Below are 18,836 nucleotides of genomic sequence, written 5' to 3' on the forward strand. Positions count from 1 at the left end.
TTCATTATTCAGCCCAATTCTGAGAACGCCCCACCGCCTTATGCCATTCGTTCAATAATTTACGGGCAGTATCCTCTTTCATTTGTGGGTTAAAGACCTTATCCAAGCACCATTGTTCTTTCAGTTCATCGATATCCTTCCAATAGCCGATCGCCAAGCCCGCCAAATAAGCGGCTCCCAAAGCAGTCGTCTCCAATACATTCGGACGTACGACCGGACAGCGGCAGATATCGGACTGGAATTGCATCAAGAAGTTATTAGCGATAGCACCGCCATCTACCCGAATCTCTTTCGGCTTGGCGTGAATATCGTTTTCCATGGCCATCAATACATCATATACTTGATAGCAGATGCCCTCCAAAGCCGCACGGGTTAAATGAGCCGCCGTAGTTCCGCGGGTAATCCCGATAATAGCGCCACGTGCGTATTGATCCCAATACGGCGCACCCAAACCCGTTAACGCCGGCACAAAATAAACACCCCCATTATCACTGACGGATTTCGCCATTTGCTCCGTAATCGAGGCATTCGGAATCAAGCCGATCCCATCCCTCAACCATTGAACGACGGCACCTCCCACAAAGACACTACCTTCCAGCGCATAGGTCGTCTGATCCCCTAATTTCCACGCGATCGTTGTCAATAGGTTATTCTGGGAAAGAACGGGTTCCTTGCCGGTATTCAGGATCATAAAGCAGCCGGTTCCGTAGGTTGTCTTGATCATACCATCCTCTACGCAGAGCTGACCGAACAGAGCCGCCTGTTGGTCGCCGGCCATACCGGATACCGGGATGCCTTTCTTAAAAATAGGGGTTGATGTCTCGCAGTAAACCTCGCTACAGGCTTTCACTTGCGGTAACATCGAGGCAGGTATCGTAAACAAGTCCAATAACTCTTGGTCCCATCTCAAAGTACGGATATTGAAAAGCATGGTACGGGAAGCGTTCGTCACATCCGTAATGAATTGAGCGCCCCGGGTAAGTTTCCAAACCAGCCAAGTATCTACCGTACCGAAGCATAGCTCTCCCCGCTCCGCACGCTCCCGGATACCCTTTACGTTATCCAATATCCATTTTATCTTCGTGGCGGAGAAATAAGCGTCGATCACCAATCCGGTCTTCTGCTGGATACGTTCCGCCCAACCTTGCGATTTAAGTTCCTCGCAATAATCCGCCGTACGGCGATCCTGCCATACGATCGCGTTGTATACGGGAAAGCCAGTCTCCCGGTCCCAGATGATGGTAGTCTCCCGTTGGTTAGCGATTCCGATACAGGCGATATGGCTATCCGTGACATCCGCTTTTGCCATCGCCTCCTTGATGACAGACGATTGGGTGTACCAAATCTCATTCGGGTCGTGCTCTACCCAGCCCGGTTTCGGGAAATACTGTTGGAATGGCTTCTGAGCCAACGTAATAATAGTTCCTTGATGATTAAACAGTATAGCCCGGGAGCTAGTGGTTCCCTGATCGATCGCCAACACATATTTATTTCGAAAATTCATATCCTTCTATATTAGTATCGTTTATCAATTTGTCAATTCAGTATATAATTCGAGGCAACCTCATTAAACGCCTTTACCTGAGCAGAGGTCCAAGTCTCGTCCTTCCCCCATTCCGTAGCCAGAATCCCCGCTACTTTAGGAGCCATCGCCATCGCCGCCCGTGCGTCTAAGAATAAGATACGCAAACGGCGTGCCAATACATCCTCCAAAGTACGAGGCATCTCATTACGGACCAGCCAAGTTACCTCTCCTACCGTATAGGCATAGTCCGGATGCAACTTCTCCGCCATGGCGGGGGAAGAGGCCACTAAGTTACGGATTTCGTCGGCATCCGTACCATATACGTATAAAGGATCGGAGAAATCCGGATTCTTCCGGCTACCATGGATTTGGTAACGCTCGGTAATACAGTCTTTTGTAGGAATATGCATGTAACGTATCGCTAGGTCTAGGGTATCTTGAGCCATTTTCCGGTAGGTTGTCCATTTGCCTCCGATAATGGTGATCAAGCCGGATTTCTCCCGGATCAATTTATGGCTACGTGATATCTCTTTTGTCTTTTTACCTTCGCTACGGGGAGCGGCGAGCGGACGAAGCCCCGCGAACACAGATAAGACATCGCTTCGCTTGGGTGGCCGGGTCAAATAGTTAGCGGCCGTATCGAGTATAAATTGGATTTCTTTCTCTAAGGCTACCGGCTCTTTTTCCGGCGATTCCATCAAGGTATCCGTTGTCCCTACCACGACTTTATCATGCCAAGGTACGGCGAACAACACACGTCCATCCGATGTCTTAGGAATCATAATGGCGCAATCACTTTGCAAGAAAGAGGAATCCAATACCAAATGGACGCCTTGACTGGGGCGAACGGTCGGGCGTTTACCCGGCTCGTCCATTTGCAAGATCTCATCGGCGAAGACACCAGTAGCGTTGATCACGCAACGGGATCTTACTTGATAAACCGTACCGGTCTCCTCATCTCGAACCGTAACGCCGGATACTTTGTGGTCACCGTCCTTCAGAAGCCCTATGACTTTCGCGTAGTTCAAGATACAAGCACCGGCGTCGATAGAGCTGCGGACCATATTAATCGCAAGGCGGGAATCATCGAACTGGCCGTCGTGATAAAGCACCCCGGCGGTCATCCCTTTCGGACGAAGCATCGGAATGGTACGAAGCGCCCGTTTCGGGCCGATACAAACCGAACGTCCCAGACCTAATTTTCCGGCCATCACATCATATAGGATCAGGCCTATCGTATAAAACGGGCCTTCCCACCAACGATAACAAGGGATTAAGAAGGTTTGATCTTTTACCAAATGGGGAGCGTTCTGGCGTAGCAGGCCTCGTTCGCGCAAAGCTTCCAGAACCAAGGAGACATCTCCTTGCGCCAAATAACGGACACCGCCATGGACCAACTTCGTACTACGGCTGGAAGTTCCTTTCGTAAAGTCCGATTGTTCGAATAAGGCGACTCTATATCCTCTTGTCGAAGCATCCAGAGCGATACCTATGCCGGTAGCTCCTCCTCCGATCACAAGAAAATCAAAGACTTCAGACGGGTCTTCCAACTGAGAAATCATTTTACTACGGTCCATATAGCTCCTCCTTTATTAAGATTAACAGTCACAAATCTAACCATTAATTCTTAGTATAACAAAGGATTTGGGAAAAAGGATCAGTAGCGCTTTCTGTTTTCCATAAAGATAACTGCAGTTTCTATTGGAAGAAACAAAAGTTTCCTGCTGAAGAAACTTTTGTTTTGCTATAGGGAAACAAAAGTTTTCCTTACGGGGAATTAAAAAAACTGTAATAGTCTGATTATTATCACTCAAACATCTTATCGATACCTCCTGTATCCGGTGGAGTCGTAGGGCTATCTTCCTCCCCTCCTTCGCTACATGGGTTCGCGTATTTCTCGGGGATCTCGAAAGTCTCGTCTTCCGAGTAGCCTAACGTTTTATCTTTATAAACCTTTTGCATATAAAGGGCGTAAATCGGTAACGCCATACTCGCTCCCTGCCCTTCCGCCAAGCGGTCGAAATGGATGGAACGGTCCTCGCCGCCTACCCAGCAGCCGGAAACCAAGCTAGGCGTAAATCCCATGAACCAACCGTCGGAGTTATTCTGGGTCGTTCCGGTCTTACCACCCATCTCCGCCTTGATACCGTAGCGGAAACGTACACGTCCTCCGGTACCACCGTCGATTACGCTTTTCAACATATGTAGCATCTTATAGGAAGCATCTTCCGTCAGCACCTCACTCATCTGTGGGGTAAAGTTCGCAATTGTATTTCCATATGAATCTTCTATACGGGTCACGAATAAAGGTTCTACCCGGATGCCCTTGTTGGCAAATACCGTATAGGCTCCGACCATCTCACCCACCGATACATCCGGAGTACCCAGACAGACCGAGATAACCGGATCGATATGATTCTTCAAACCGAAAGAATGAAGCAAACGAACAAACGTATAAGGTGAGAGCTGGCTCATCAGATAAGCGGTTACCCAGTTATCCGAGTTCTGTAATCCCCACTTGATCGTAACCATCTCGCCGATTCGCTTCGCGCTGGCGTTACGGGGAACCCACAAACGGCCGTTCTCGTCCATCAACTGCTGCTGCACATGTAGCATCTGGTCGCAAGGGCTGATCCCCTCGATCATCGCCAACGAATAAAGGAACGGTTTCATGGTAGAACCGATCTGACGGCGACCGCCATTCACCATATCATATTGGAAGTCATTATAGTCAATACCACCTACATATGCCTTGACCTGCCCGGTGCGAGGGTCCATCGACATAAACGCCGTACGCAAGAAACTCTTATGATAACGAATCGAATCCAAGGGAGACATGATCGTATCGATCGGACCATCCCAACTAAACACACGCATATCGACAGGCTTCTCAAACTCCTTGCGCATATCGGCCTCAGCCATTCCACTCTTCTTCATCGCCCGGTAACGATCTGTCTGGTGCATCGCACGCATCAACATCGTGTCTACTTGACCGACACTTACGTCTCTTGAGAACGGAGCATAGCTACGTCCCTTCTTTTCCCGGAAGAAAGCCGGTTGAAGATCTTTACTCATATGTTCACGGACAGCGTCTTCCGCATATTTCTGCATACGGGAATCGATACTCGTATAGATTTTCAAGCCATCCGTATAAAGATTATAGTATTCTCCGTCGGCTTTTTTATTTTTGTTACACCATCCATATAATGGATTCGTCGCCCAAGATAATGAGTCCTCACTGAATTTCTGAGATTGCCAAGAGGCGTAATCCTTACGCTCCGGTTTCTTCGCGGTCATTGTCAGACGAAGGTATTCACGGAAGTAAGGAGCCAAACCGTCTTTATGGTCCATACGGGTAAAATGTACGACCAAGGGTAAAGCCTTCAACGAATCACATTCCGCCTTGGTTATGTACCCGGCCTTTTCCATCTGCTCCAAAACCGTATTACGACGGCCGATGGTACGCTTGTTATGGCGAACCGGATTGAAATAAGAAGGGTTCTTGCACATGCCTACCAACGTGGCGGCTTCCTCGATCTTCAAGGTTTTAGGGGTCTTCCCGAAATACACACGAGATGCGGATTGGATTCCCACGGCATTGTACAAGAAGTCAAACTTATTCAGATACATATTTATAATCTCTTCCTTTGTGTAATAACGTTCCAATTGAACCGCGATCACCCATTCGATCGGTTTCTGGAAAAGACGTTCCATCATATTATCGGCACTCGGCGAGAATAATTGCTTCGCTAATTGCTGGGTAATGGTACTACCGCCACCACCGCTTTTTTGCATCAAGATACCCCGCTTCACGATGGCACGAAACAAACCCTGCGCATCGATACCGCTATGTTCGGCGAACCGGATATCCTCGGTAGCGATCAAGGCTTTCACCAAATCCGGCGAAAGATCCTCATAATTCACGTAAATACGATTGTCTTTGCTATGCGCATAGGCTCCCAACGCCTTTCCGTCCGAGGAGATAACTTGGGAAGCATATTTATCAATCGGGTTCTCCAATTGTTCCACCGGAGGCATATAACCAATTGAACCATTCGCTATCGCCATAAACACCATTACCACCGCCCCTAATATAGCGAGGTATACTATCCAACAAGAAATAAGGATACCTTTTGTAATCTTTGATGCCATCTTTTTATATTTCACGGTATGGATAAAAGACTCATCTTATCCACAACGACCTATTTAAGATCACAAAAATAGAGGAAAATACGATCTTATGCAAGTTGAGGCACATATTTCGCCAACAAATAACCACCAGCTAGTAACCAAACATATAAAATAGCGGCCAAAACAAAGGGCTTAGCGCCAGCTTTCTTAAATTTCTCGATACTAGTCTCCGTACCAAGAGCAGTCATGGCCATTGTCAGCATGAATGTATCTACCTGATTGATCCCATCTACAACCGCATGAGGAAGCAAGTCGAGCGAATTGAAACCAATCACGGCCAAGAAACCAAACGCAAACCAAGGAATAGTGATCTTACCACGAGAAGGGGCAACGCCTCCGCCATTCCTCCCCCCGTTAACCACGGACTTCACGGCGGTTCGAGCCAACATGAAACTCATGACCACTAGCACAGGAGCTAACATCATCACACGAATCATTTTCACGATAATAGCCGCATCCGAAATTTCCTTTCCCATAGCGTTACCGGCTCCTACCACATGAGCTACCTCATGCAAGGTCGCACCCGTATAAAGTCCCATTTGCTCCGGGTCTAAATCAAGAATACCCGCACGGTACATCACCGGATAAATAAACATAGAAAGCGTACCGAAAATCACGACTGTCGATACGGCAACCGCCGTCTTATGAGCCTCGCACTTCACGACCGGTTCAGCGCCCAATACCGCGGCAGCCCCGCAAATAGCGCTACCCGTGGCGGTCAGTAAAGCAAGGTCTTTATCCATTTTCATCAATCGCCCCACCCAAACACCGATCAAGATGGTAAGCACCACGATCACCATATCGATCAGGATTGCCGGAAGGCCGATCGCAATCACGCTCTGGAAGGTCAGCTTAAACCCATATAGTACGATACCCGCACGAAGCACTTGCTTAGTACAAAACAGGATACCCGGAACCCACGTCTCCGGCAAATGGTTTCTTAGGCTGTTGGCGTACAACATACCTAAAATAATACCGACAATCAGCGGACTGAATGACAATTGTTTAATAAACTGGAACTCCGCGATATAGAATGCGGAACAAGAGAAAAGGGCTATCAGCAAGACACCATGTAATACGTTACCTCGTTTTTCACTAAACATAATTATTGATTTATTTAGTACAACATATCATTATTTGATTTCGTTCGCGAAAGTACATATTTTCATCCGATCCCTTACTTCACAAGTTTTTATAGCGAATAACCTAAAGTTATTGCCAATGTTGACTGGCAAAACGCATGAAACTTTCTTCCATACCGCTGTTCTGTCCCTGCGGCTCCACAAAGGAGAAAGTCCGTTCGGCCTTAAAGCCCTCAATATCGATCACTTTCAAACGTCCAGCCATCAGCTCACGTGTCACCGCCCGAATAGATAGAATTCCCAAAGCATCGGAATTTTCCAAGAATAATTTGATACTCTCCGTACTACCTAGCTGCAATAATACGTTCAATTGCGACAGTTTGATCTGGTGTTTTGCCAAGGTCCCCTCCAAGACCTCAAGCGTACCGGAGCCGTTTTCACGAAGTACTACGGGCAAAGCACAAAGTTGTTCCAACGTCAGTTCGTCATAAGCAGCCAACTTAGACCCTACATGAGTGACAACCACTAACTCATCCTTCATAAAAGGTATATAATGCATCGTATTTTGACGGGTAGTCCCTTCCACCAATCCTAACGTTATTTTTCCATCTCGCAAAGCCAACTCTATATCCCGGCTATTCCCATTCAATACAGATACATGTATATCCGGAAACATCTTAATGAATAAAGCAAGCACGGGCGGAAGAACATATTGGGATATTGTCGTACTGGCACCTAAATGTAAATCCCCCAGAAAATTATTTGTCAACAGATTCATCTCGAAATCCAATTGACGATACGAAGCCAATAAGGAATGGGTATGCGAAAACAACAACTCGCCCGCACGAGTTAAACGGATCTGGCTACCTGTTCGTTCAAAGAGAGGCGTCTTATACTGAACCTCCAACTCATGGATATGCTTGCTAATAGCGGGTTGGCTAATGAACAATTCCCGGGACGCTTTCGTGAAGCTTAAGTTACAAGCTACGCTATGAAATACTTTTAATCGAAAATCCATGATATTCTACCTTTTGCTGTTTTAATTTAACAAAGATAAAAAAAATACTATATATTTGTGGATTGAAACATAAATATATGAATGAATATGAAATATCTATATGTTTTATTGTTGACGTTGACCGTCAACGCATGCAGTGGTCAACGCAATCAAAAAACGGAGGAATCCAATGTAGCGCCACCCACCTTTGAAATGGTCTCGGTCCCCACCTTAATCACGGACCCAGTGGAAAGGGCCGAATATTTAGTGAAACATTATTGGGATAAATTCGACTTCAAGGATACGACCTATATCCATGAACCTCAAGTGACCGAGCAGGCATTATCCAACTATATAGATTTGATGAACTATGTCTCGCCTGCGGCTATGTCTTCTTCCGTAAAAGCGATGATGAAACAAACAGAACAAGACAGTGCCATGTTTCAGTACTTTTCCGAGATGATGGAGAAATATCTATACGACCCGAACTCCCCCCTAAGGAATGAGGAAATGTATATAGCGGTATTGGAATATCTTACCGAATCCTCGTCATTAAGCGATGTGGAAAAGATACGTCCCGCCCATTTGCTAGAGCTCGCATTAAAAAACAGAATCGGGACGCCTGCGACCGATTTCACGTACACATTAGCGAACGGAAAAACCGGGAAATTATACAATATAAAAGCGGATTATCTATTATTATTTTTCTATAATCCGGACTGTCATGCTTGTCAAGAAATAACCAGACAAATGGAATCGTCCTTCTTGATCAATGAATTTTCAAAAAGCAACAAACTAAAGATCTTAGCCGTTTATCCGGACGAGGATCTGGACGCATGGAAAGAGCATGTTTCCGTCATGCCTAAAGATTGGATCAACTCATACGACAAAAGTGTTTCGCTTAAAAACGACGAGATCTACGACTTAAAAGCGATACCCACATTATATCTATTAAACAAAGAGAAAAAAGTATTGTTGAAAGACGCTACTTTTCAACAGATCGAAAATTATTTATCACAAACAACTAACTAATTTAAAACATGAAAAAAATCTTATTGTCCTTGGCTTTCTTAGCAGGAGTGAGCCTAACGGTTTCCGCCCAATTCAAGATTGGCGGCAAGACCATTAATACGAAAAAAGTGATTAATGCCGCGACTGATGTAGCGCATGCCGCTACTCTATCCGACGAGGATGTAGCCAAAATGGCAAAAGAGTACATCCAATGGATGGACACTCATAACGAGGTAGCAGGTCCGGATACGGAAATGGGACAACGCTTGGAACGCTTGACCGCCAATGTAAAGAAAGTTTCCGGCCTAGACTTAAACTTTAAAGTATATAATGTAGTAGATGTAAACGCTTTCGCCTGTGGAGACGGAAGTGTACGCGTATGTGGCGGATTGATGAAAATCATGGACGATGACGAGGTATTCGCCGTTATCGGTCATGAGATCGGGCACGTCGTTCATTCCGACTCTAAAGACGCCATGAAAAACGCTTACTTGACCTCCGCCGCTAAAAACGCCGCCGGAGCTGTAAGTGGAACCGTATCCAAACTGACCGACTCTCAACTGGGAGACATGGCACAGGCCTTGGCCGGCGCTCAATATTCCCAGAAACAAGAGTATGAGGCGGACGAATTCGGTTTCCAGTTTTGTATAGATAACGGGCGAGATCCGTACGGAATGTCTAACTCATTAAATAAATTGTTACAACTGAGTGAGTCAGAAGCTAAATCGTCCAAGTTTATGCAGATGTTCTCAAGCCATCCCGAAACTCAAAAACGTGCCGATCGGGTAAAAGAGAAGGCCGATGAGTACGTGAAAAGCAAGCAATAACTGTTAACGGTCCTTTAGCAGGAAGGACTATTATTAAAATAAAGCTAACGTATCAAGGATTTGCGCCACGGAATCATGCTGTACAACATAAAATACTATATATTTGCACCGTGTTTTTCATGGTATTAGATTTAAGGTTAGCAATGAAGATTGGTCGTCCGTGACGGATGACCATTTTTTTTTGCTTTGATAATCAAAAAAACTTCTACCTTTGCAAAAGATCTATCTATTAAGAATCATGAAACACACACATAAATATTTAATTTTTGCTATATCCATATTTCTTGTCTCTTTGTTAACCCTAGGTTGCCAAGAAAAAGAAGAAAAGAAAGTCGTGCTTATCCATTCTTTTGAGCAAAAGAAAGATACCTACCCGATTTTTAATGAAGTGCTGGAACGAACATTCAATAAGCAAAAAATAAACCCGAAGATTCATACATTCTATCTAGATTGCGAGCAATATCTGGATAGTGCCGAAATAGCCCGAATGTATAATTATATTGACTCGATCAAAGAGATTAAACCCGATATCATATTAGTAAACGATGATCAAGCTTGCTACTCTTTATTAGCTTGCGGACACCCGTATCTAAAAGAAATACCGATTGTTTTCGCCGGCGTAAATTATCCGAATTGGTCGCTTTTAAAGAAGTACCCCAATGTTACCGGACTACACGACAAACAAGACTTCATCAAGAATATAGAATTTATACATAAATTATTCGGAGTATTGCAAATCCAGATTCCTTGCGACCGGACAATCCTTGGAAGAAAATCCTTTAATGACTTTTGGCAACAAATACAAGGACACCCGGAAATAGAAATAATCCGCCTTAAAATCCGGGGGCTAGAGTTAGATAAAATCGGAACAAATGACAGTCTATTTGTAAAGAGGCTCATAGACCTTACCCAAAATGGCACTCAGATGCGGTCGCTACCGGGAAAAAACTGTATCGCAAAAATAAATACCCTTCCATACCGAGTTTTACCGGGATCTTCTTTGCTCTTTAATTTGTCCGGCACTCTGGATCAAAGCACTTATCTAGATATAAAATACGATCATACCTCCGAAGCTTTTTATCAATTAGTCAATTATCCCAGCTTCTCCGCTCATTACGAACCGATTCAATATCATCCGGCTAAAAGACGGAATCGATACATCGGAGGTTATTTCACATCCATAGAAATACAAGCACGAGAACAGGCGGAAATGGCTTCGTTAGTGTTGAAAGGGACCCCTGTCGTAGAAATTCCGATCAAAGAAAGCAGTAAGGAATATATTCTCGTATGGCATACCATAAAAGCATGGGGAATACCTATCGAGAAGATCCCTTCTTATGCCCGTTTAGTCAATATCCCTTTTTATGAGCTATACAAGAAACAGCTAATCGCTTTCATTTGCGTAGCGTTCATTTTTATCAATATCGTTGCCACGGGATTATGGAAGCTATATTCCAGAGAACAGAAATATAAGAAATTAGCGCAAGCCAATTTGGTAAAACAGAACAAGGAACTGGAAGTAGCCTTAGAGAAGGCTAAAGAGTCCGACCAAATGAAATCGGCATTTTTAGCGAATATGAGCCATGAGATACGGACTCCATTGAACGCTATTGTCGGATTCTCGAATCTTATGAACACAGACATCGAGCTTAGTAAGGAAGAACGGGAAAACTTTACCGAGTTAATCAATACGAACAGCGATCTGTTATTGAACCTTATCAATGATATCTTAGATCTTTCCCGTATCGAATCGGGCCGTATGTCATTCTCCTTCCAGCAATATTCTCTAAATGAATTAATAAGCACGATTTACCAGACTTTCCAAGTTTTAATGCCGGAGAACGTAGAACTTCGTATGCAAATACCGGAAAAAAGCATATCCATTCTCACGGATAAGCTTCGGTTGACACAAGTGATTACCAACTTTCTTAGCAACGCTATTAAATTCACGCAAAAGGGATATATATTGATTGGTTATGAATACCGAGAGGAAGAGCGGCATGTACATATTTTCGTAGAAGATACCGGCATTGGTATCCCGAAAGAAAAGCAAGACGCCGTTTTCAATCGTTTCACGAAACTGGATGAATTCGCCAAAGGTACCGGCTTGGGACTATCCATTTGTAAAGTGATAGCCGAACGTTTCGATGGGTATATCGCCGTAGAGTCCGAAATAGGAAAAGGAAGCCGTTTTTCCATTATCCTTCCCCTTAACCCCAAACACACTGAAAGTGATTAATCACATTTATTCGCGATAATCCCGAAAATAATATTACTTTTGCTTTTGTATACAATTTTAAATTTCAGATCTGTGAGTACAAGAATAAAATTAAGGGTTCAAGGATTAGCGAACAGCCAAATTCAATCCGGGGCCTATGCGTTAATTTTGGCAGAGGAAAATGGTCCACGGCGAATTCCAATCATCGTAGGAACCGCTGAAGCACAGTCTATAGCGATCGCTTTGGAGCATATCGTACCTCCTCGTCCATTAACACACGACTTATTCGCCACTTTTGCGCAAGCCTTCAACGTCATTCTTAAGGAAGTCTACATATACAAATTCGAAGATGGTGTGTTTTACTCAGAATTAGAGTTTAGCGACGGTGAGCGCTCGATAAAGCTGGACTCTCGTACTTCCGACGCGATTGCCATAGCGCTTCGGGTAAATTGCGACATCTTTACTTCCGAGGAGATTGTAAAGGAATGCGGTGTCGTACTGGAAGACACCCTGTCCATCCCCGCTGACGAACCGGAGGAGGATGACAATTTATTAGAATTAGAACCGGATGAGATTAAGGACGAAGCCCAGTTAAAGAAATGGTTAAGCCTATTGGATATCCAAGAAATAAACGAGCGATTGGAAGACGCTATAGCCGACGAAAATTACGAATACGCGAAAATGTATAAAGACGAGTTGCGCCGTCGAGAAGAAGAGGAGGACACAAACAAATGATTGGAGAACAAGGAGGATTCGGACTGGTCTCACTTTTAAGGGGTCTGCTTGGGATCATTACGATTTTAGGTATCGCCTATGCGATGAGTTATGATCGTAAACGGATCGATTGGAAATTAGTAGGTGGAGGTTTGTTCATGCAGATCGTATTCGCCTTGGCGGTTTTATATGTGCCGTTCGTCGGAATCCTATTGGAAGGATGTGGCAAGATATTTGTTAAGTTGATGGACTTCACGGATGCCGGTCTTACTTTCTTATTAGGCCCGTATGCCTCTAAAGCGGCAGGATTCAGTTTCTTGCTTCATTCGCTACCGATTGTTATTTTCTTCTCCGCCTTGGTTTCCATGTTTTACCATTGGGGGATTATCCAGAAAGTAGTCGGTGCCTTTGCGTGGGTATTGCGTAAATTCATGAATATATCCGGCTCGGAGGGATTAGTGGCCGCCGGTAATATTTTTATGGGAATGACAGAATCTCCTGTGTTGATCAAGAATTACCTGCCGACGATGAATCGTTCGGAGATATTTTTGGTCATGGTATCCGGAATGGGTACGATCGCCGGTTCCGTAATGGGTACTTACATAGGTATGTTGGGAGGAACAGACCCGGCGGCGAAGGTTTTATTCGCCACTCACTTGCTCTCGGCTTCCGTAATGGCAGTACCGGGTTCAATCGTTTTAGCGAAAATGCTTTGTCCGCAGACGGAAGAAGCCACGGACCATGTAGCTATCTCCGGTAAGGAAAAAGAGAACTCGAATATTCTAGATGCCATCTCATCGGGTACGGTTACCGGCGTAAAGTTGATGACGAATATTGCCGCGATGTTATTGGTATTCATATCCCTTGTAGCGTTAGCGAATTATATTACGGAAGGTGTGATAGGGCGTTATACCGGACTGAACGACTGGATTGTAAAGATTACGGACGGTAAGGCGCAGGGCTTGACCTTCCAATTTATACTGGGCGTAATCACCTCTCCTTTCATGTGGTTGATCGGGGTTCCCAGCCAAGACATCATGTTAGTTGGTTCTTTATTGGGACAAAAGACCATATTGAACGAATTTGTCGCCTATTTCCAATTACAGCAATGGAAAGATGCCGGATTATTCATGTATGAGAAATCGATCTTGATGTCTACTTATATCCTTTGCGGATTCGCTAATATATCGTCTATCGGTATCTTATTAGGCGGATTGGGCGTATTAGCCCCGGAAAAACGAGGATTAATTTCACGTATCGGCGTACCGGCCATGATCGGCGGAGCCCTGGTCTCTGTGCTATCGGCTACTATAATTGGTATGATCCTTGGGTAATTGAGAATTGAGAATTGAAAATTAGATGGTCATGCAGATTTTTTATACACCAGATATAGCTATCAAGCCGGAATTACCGGAAGAAGAAGCAGGACATTGTATACGGGTACTTCGTCTAGGTGAAGGCGATGAGATAGTATTGACGGATGGGCAAGGCTCTTTTTATAAAGCGGCTATTAGTCGGGCGCATCCCAAACATTGTGAGGTGACCCTCTTAGAGAGTTGGAAACAACCCGATCTCTGGAACTTCAATCTCCATATAGCCATAGCTCCTACCAAAAACATGGACCGGATGGAGTGGTTCGTGGAGAAAGCGACGGAAATAGGGATCAATGCGATCACCTGTTTGAATTGTCGTTTCTCGGAGCGTAAAGAGATCAAGCCGATTCGATTGGAGAAGATATTGGTCAGTGCCATGAAGCAATCCCAGAAAGCGACTTTGCCGGCGTTAGAAGGAATGACAGATTTCAAGAAGTTTGTCGCCACTCCCTTTGACGGGCGTAAGTTTATCGCCCATTGCGAGGAAGGCGAGAAGCCACTATTAAAACATACGTATCAGCCGGGAGAGAATGCCTTAATCCTCATCGGACCGGAAGGTGATTTTAGCCCGGAAGAAATCAAGCTGGCTCAAGAGAATGGCTTCGAGCCGATCTCTTTAGGAGAGAGCCGGCTGCGTACGGAAACGGCTGCGCTAGTGGCTTGCCATACGATTCATGTGTTAAATCAATAGAATAATCCTATTTCCATTAAAAATACGTTAATCCTCATAAGGGTTATTAAGCAAATTGCTACATTTGTAATGATATTAACAAATCTAATCTAATAACAATTTAAGTAACATGAAAAAGTTGTTCAAATCATTCTTGATTCTTTCGGCCATAGCTATGGCTATCCCCTGTTTCGCTCAAACTCCGAATACATTGACTAAGAAGGAAAAAAAAGCTGGCTGGGAATTATTATTCAACGGAAAAGACTTCTCTGGATGGCGCCAATGTAACGGTACCGCTATGCCCGCAAACTGGGTTATAGAAGACAATGCCATGAAAGTATTTACCGGCGAAGGTAAGAAACCGGGACAAGGCGCTAATGGCGATATCCTTTACCAGAACAAGAAATTCAAAAACTTCGAGCTCTCGGTAGACTGGAAAGCGAGCAAGATGGGAAACTCCGGTATCTTCTATTATGTACGCGAAGTACCCGGTAAACCTATTTATTATGCGGCTCCCGAAGTACAGGTACTAGATAACGTGGACGCAACCGACAACAAATTAGCGAACCACTTAGCAGGTTCTCTATATGACATGCTTCCCGCAGATCCGAAAACAGTTAATCCTGCCGGCGAGTGGAATACGATCGTAATCCGTGTAAAAGAAGGAAAAGTAACGCATACCCAAAATGGTAAGAAAGTTGTTGAGTATACTTTATGGAGCAAAGAGTGGGATGATTTGGTAGCTAACAGTAAATTCAAGAACTTCCCGGGCTTTACCGAAGGTATTTCTAAAGAAGGTTATATCGGTCTGCAAGATCATGGCTATCCGATCTGGTTCCGTAATATCAAGATCCGTGAACTAAAATAGTTCTTCGAATCTATCGTATATAAATAAAAAGCCCGGGATTCAGATAAATCACCGGGCCTTTTTATATCTGTTTAATAAGTAAGCCTAATTACTCCCACTCAATTGTCGCATTCGGTTTCGGAGACATATCGTAGCATACACGGTTCACGTTCTTCACCTCTTTCAAAATACGATCCGTAATCTTCATCAAGATAGGCCAATCAACCGGCTCGATCGTAGCGGTCATGGCATCTACCGTATTGACGGCACGGATAATCACGGGCCATTCGAAAGAACGGGCGTTATCACGTACGCCAACCGACTTAAAGTCGGGTACTACCGTAAAGTATTGCCATACCTTTTTATCCAATCCGGCGTTCTTGAACTCCTCCCGTAAGATCGCATCCGACTCACGTACCGCTTCCAGTCTATCACGAGTGATAGCGCCCAAGCAACGTACGCCCAAACCCGGTCCGGGGAACGGCTGGCGATAAACCATGTCATAAGGCAAACCTAACTCTACGCCACAAGCACGAACCTCGTCCTTGAATAATTGACGCAAAGGCTCAACCAACTCAAATTGCAAATCTTCCGGCAGACCGCCTACGTTATGATGGGATTTCACCATCTTAGCCGTCTTCGTTCCACTCTCCACGATATCCGGATAGATCGTTCCTTGAGCCAAGAAATCGATTCCATCTAATTTGCGAGCTTCTTCCTCAAATACACGGATAAACTCACCACCGATAATCTTACGCTTTTGCTCCGGATCTTCCACGTCAGCTAGCTTGTTCAAGAAACGATCTGTAGCGTCTACATACACCAAATTGGCATTCAACTGGTTCTTGAAGACCTCAACGACATCCTCGGACTCGCCCTTACGCATCAAACCATGATTCACATGCACGCAAACCAATTTATCGCCGATCGCTTTCAAAAGCAAAGCGGCTACTACAGAGCTATCGACACCTCCAGACAAGGCCAGCAGAACTTTCTTATCCCCTACCTGACGCTTTACCAATTCAATCTGGTCATTGACAAAATTCGTCATATTCCAGTTTGCCTCAGCCTTGCAAGTATCGAACACGAAAGACTTGACAGCGCCCTTGATCGCCTCGACATCATCCGTAAACTCCGGTAATTTAACCTCGCACAACGCCTTATCGTGACCTGCGGCCATTACAGGAGTGCCCATCTCGTAAATACCCGGATTCACGTCGATAGCTACACCGTCGATAACATTGTTTGGACCACCATTGATAATGATACCTTTCACGTTTGGCAAGGCTTTTAATTCCTCAACCGTGATGTCATGCGGATAAATCTCACTATAAACGCCTAACGCACGAATAGCACGAGCCAACACCGTATTCTCATGACTACCTAAATCCAAGATAACAATCATATCTTGCTTCATGTGACTTTTAAATTTTATTGATTTTACACTTTGTTATACCTAAGACAAATGTCACTCCCACTCGATGGTTGCAGGCGGCTTCGAGCTGATGTCGTACACGACTCTATTTACGCCTTTCACCTTATTGATAATCTCGTTGGAAACTTTGGCGAGGAACTCGTACGGAAGCTGCGCCCAATCGGCGGTCATGGCGTCCGTGGAAGTTACCGCACGTAAAGCTACCGTATTCTCATAGGTACGCTCATCGCCCATTACACCTACGGATTGAATCGGAAGTAAGATTACCCCAGCTTGCCAAATCTTATCGTAAAGTCCCCACTCACGCATCAATGACATATAGATATCGTCAGCGTCTTGCAGGATACGTACCTTTTCCGGCGTGATATCACCCAAGATACGGATACCCAATCCCGGTCCCGGGAACGGATGGCGCTTGATCAAATGCGGTTGCATACCCAACTCCATACCGACACGGCGAACCTCATCCTTGAAAAGAAGACGAAGCGGCTCGACGAGTTTCAAGTTCATCGTATCCGGAAGTCCGCCCACATTATGATGGCTCTTGATAACCGTACCTGTGATAGACAGCGACTCGATCACATCCGGATAAATCGTACCTTGCCCCAGCCACTTGATATCTTTCAGCTTATGCGCCTCCTCATCGAAGACATCGATAAATCCTTTGCCGATGATCTTACGTTTCTTCTCCGGTTCCGTAACGCCCGCTAGTTCTTTATAGAACTTATCTTTTGCGTTTACGCCGATCACGTTCAATCCTAAATGCTCATAATCCCTCATTACGTTCTCGAACTCATTCTTGCGCAGCAAACCATGATCCACGAAAATGCAAGTCAAGTTCTTACCGATCGCCTTATTCAGCAATACGGCCGTAACAGATGAATCCACACCGCCGGAAAGAGCCAAGATCACTTTATCATCTCCCAATTGCTCCTTCAACTCAGCTACGGTAGATTCGATAAAGGAAGCCGGTGTCCAATCCTTGGCACATCCGCAAATATTCAAGAAGTTATCCAGCAACTTCGTACCGTCTGTCGAATGGAATACTTCCGGATGAAACTGAACGCCCCACGTTTGCTCACCTTCCACATGGTAAGCGGCAGCCCTCACGTCGTCCGTGCTGGCGATCACCTTGAAATTATCCGGCAATACGGTAATCGTATCTCCATGAGACATCCATATCTGCGAACCCACATGGATCCCTTTCAGTAATTCATCCTCACCATCAATGTGCGACAAATTAGCACGTCCATACTCACGTGAATTAGCCGGTTCCACATTACCTCCGGATGTATAAGCTAGAAACTGCGCTCCATAACAAATACCTAAGACGGGATACTTCCCCCGTATCTCGGTCAAATCAGCCTTAAAGGCATTCTCATCGTATACGGAATAAGGACTTCCGGAAAGGATCACACCTTTCACGTCGGTAGCGTCATGCGGGAATTTGTTATAAGGAACGATCTCACAATACATATTCAACTCTCTGACCCTACGGCCGATAAGCTGGGTTGTTTGCGAGCCGAAATCAAGAATAATAAGTTTCTCGTGCATGCAATTATGATTATTTAATTGAGTGGCGCAAAGGTAGTAATAAATTCGGGAAGCATAAACACACTGGGCAAATATTCTTCCTTATCACGATACTTTTAAAGGATCTTCCCTTGTCCTATTACGCCTTTCTTCCTGAGATATTCATTATCCACCATCTGTTGCATGATTGTCCACCATCCGTTGCATGATCATGCAACGGATGGTGGACAATCATGCAACAGCCATTAGAAGATGAATACCTCAAGAGGAAAACCACAAATCCCCCTAAGGATGGCTCACCCGATAAACCTGGGGGATTAAGCATACAGCTTTGTAAGTCTGAAAAGAAAGAATTTTATATCCGTTACTCCTCTTAAAGCAGCTCTAAACGCCTTAATTTTAGCATTAAAAGA

The 18,836-nt window shown here is 44.8% G+C and carries 14 protein-coding genes; 7 read left to right on the plus strand and 7 right to left on the minus strand.

Annotated features, from left to right (window positions below; translation table 11 throughout):
* Positions 1-4 precede the first annotated feature (4 nt).
* From glpK to NBH16_RS18735, 5 genes are all read right to left on the minus strand, one after another.
* Positions 5-1,504 carry a glycerol kinase GlpK gene (gene glpK, locus NBH16_RS18715; RefSeq protein ID WP_048928652.1) on the minus strand — a complete coding sequence of 500 codons (1,500 nt, stop codon included), beginning with the start codon at positions 1,502-1,504 and terminating at the stop codon, positions 5-7.
* 32 nt (positions 1,505-1,536) lie between these two features.
* Positions 1,537-3,102, minus strand: a complete 1,566-nt coding sequence (locus NBH16_RS18720) for a glycerol-3-phosphate dehydrogenase/oxidase (protein WP_121962819.1) — start codon at positions 3,100-3,102, stop codon at positions 1,537-1,539.
* Between the two features lie 229 nt (positions 3,103-3,331).
* Entirely contained in the window at positions 3,332-5,677 is a 2,346-nt protein-coding gene (locus NBH16_RS18725; protein WP_005855004.1) for a transglycosylase domain-containing protein, read from the minus strand.
* Between the two features lie 86 nt (positions 5,678-5,763).
* The gene (locus NBH16_RS18730; protein WP_009275901.1) at positions 5,764-6,819 is read right to left on the minus strand and encodes a YeiH family protein; all 1,056 of its coding nucleotides are present in this window, start codon (positions 6,817-6,819) and stop codon (positions 5,764-5,766) included.
* A 109-nt stretch (positions 6,820-6,928) separates the two neighbouring features.
* On the minus strand, positions 6,929-7,816 hold the full coding sequence (locus NBH16_RS18735; RefSeq protein ID WP_008773321.1) for a LysR family transcriptional regulator: 888 nt from the start codon (positions 7,814-7,816) through the stop codon (positions 6,929-6,931).
* Between the two features lie 81 nt (positions 7,817-7,897).
* On the opposite strand from NBH16_RS18735, the gene NBH16_RS18740 reads away from it, so the two are divergent.
* The 7 genes from NBH16_RS18740 (at position 7,898) to NBH16_RS18770 (ending at position 15,476) form a co-directional block, all read left to right on the plus strand.
* A complete protein-coding gene (locus NBH16_RS18740; RefSeq protein WP_034530440.1) occupies positions 7,898-8,827 on the plus strand; it encodes a DUF5106 domain-containing protein in 930 nt (309 codons plus the stop codon).
* An 8-nt stretch (positions 8,828-8,835) separates the two neighbouring features.
* Positions 8,836-9,633 carry a M48 family metallopeptidase gene (locus tag NBH16_RS18745; protein ID WP_008773322.1) on the plus strand — a complete coding sequence of 266 codons (798 nt, stop codon included), beginning with the start codon at positions 8,836-8,838 and terminating at the stop codon, positions 9,631-9,633.
* Positions 9,634-9,871: 238 nt separating this feature from the next.
* Positions 9,872-11,872, plus strand: a complete 2,001-nt coding sequence (locus tag NBH16_RS18750; RefSeq protein ID WP_250788960.1) for a sensor histidine kinase — start codon at positions 9,872-9,874, stop codon at positions 11,870-11,872.
* Between the two features lie 72 nt (positions 11,873-11,944).
* Positions 11,945-12,586 (plus strand): bifunctional nuclease family protein, encoded by a 642-nt coding sequence (locus NBH16_RS18755; protein WP_005854990.1) that lies wholly within the window; start codon positions 11,945-11,947, stop codon positions 12,584-12,586.
* Positions 12,583-13,899, plus strand: a complete 1,317-nt coding sequence (locus NBH16_RS18760) for a NupC/NupG family nucleoside CNT transporter (RefSeq protein ID WP_250788961.1) — start codon at positions 12,583-12,585, stop codon at positions 13,897-13,899. The genes NBH16_RS18755 and NBH16_RS18760 overlap by 4 nt, the downstream gene beginning before the upstream one ends.
* Before the next feature lie 31 nt (positions 13,900-13,930).
* The gene (locus tag NBH16_RS18765) at positions 13,931-14,629 is read left to right on the plus strand and encodes a 16S rRNA (uracil(1498)-N(3))-methyltransferase (protein WP_005854983.1); all 699 of its coding nucleotides are present in this window, start codon (positions 13,931-13,933) and stop codon (positions 14,627-14,629) included.
* Positions 14,630-14,738: 109 nt separating this feature from the next.
* Entirely contained in the window at positions 14,739-15,476 is a 738-nt protein-coding gene (locus tag NBH16_RS18770; protein WP_250788962.1) for a 3-keto-disaccharide hydrolase, read from the plus strand.
* Positions 15,477-15,564: 88 nt separating this feature from the next.
* Here the strand turns inward: NBH16_RS18770 and guaA (NBH16_RS18775) are convergent, their stop codons facing one another.
* Positions 15,565-16,872 (minus strand): glutamine-hydrolyzing GMP synthase, encoded by a 1,308-nt coding sequence (gene guaA / locus NBH16_RS18775; RefSeq protein ID WP_005854978.1) that lies wholly within the window; start codon positions 16,870-16,872, stop codon positions 15,565-15,567.
* Positions 16,873-16,923: 51 nt separating this feature from the next.
* Complete coding sequence (guaA, locus tag NBH16_RS18780; RefSeq protein WP_005854975.1) at positions 16,924-18,444, minus strand: glutamine-hydrolyzing GMP synthase; 1,521 nt, start codon at positions 18,442-18,444, stop codon at positions 16,924-16,926.
* Positions 18,445-18,836: the final 392 nt, after the last annotated feature.

The sequence above is a fragment of the Parabacteroides sp. Y3-G-102 genome (assembly GCF_023656845.1).
GTDB classification, from domain to species: Bacteria; Bacteroidota; Bacteroidia; order Bacteroidales; family Tannerellaceae; genus Parabacteroides; species Parabacteroides distasonis.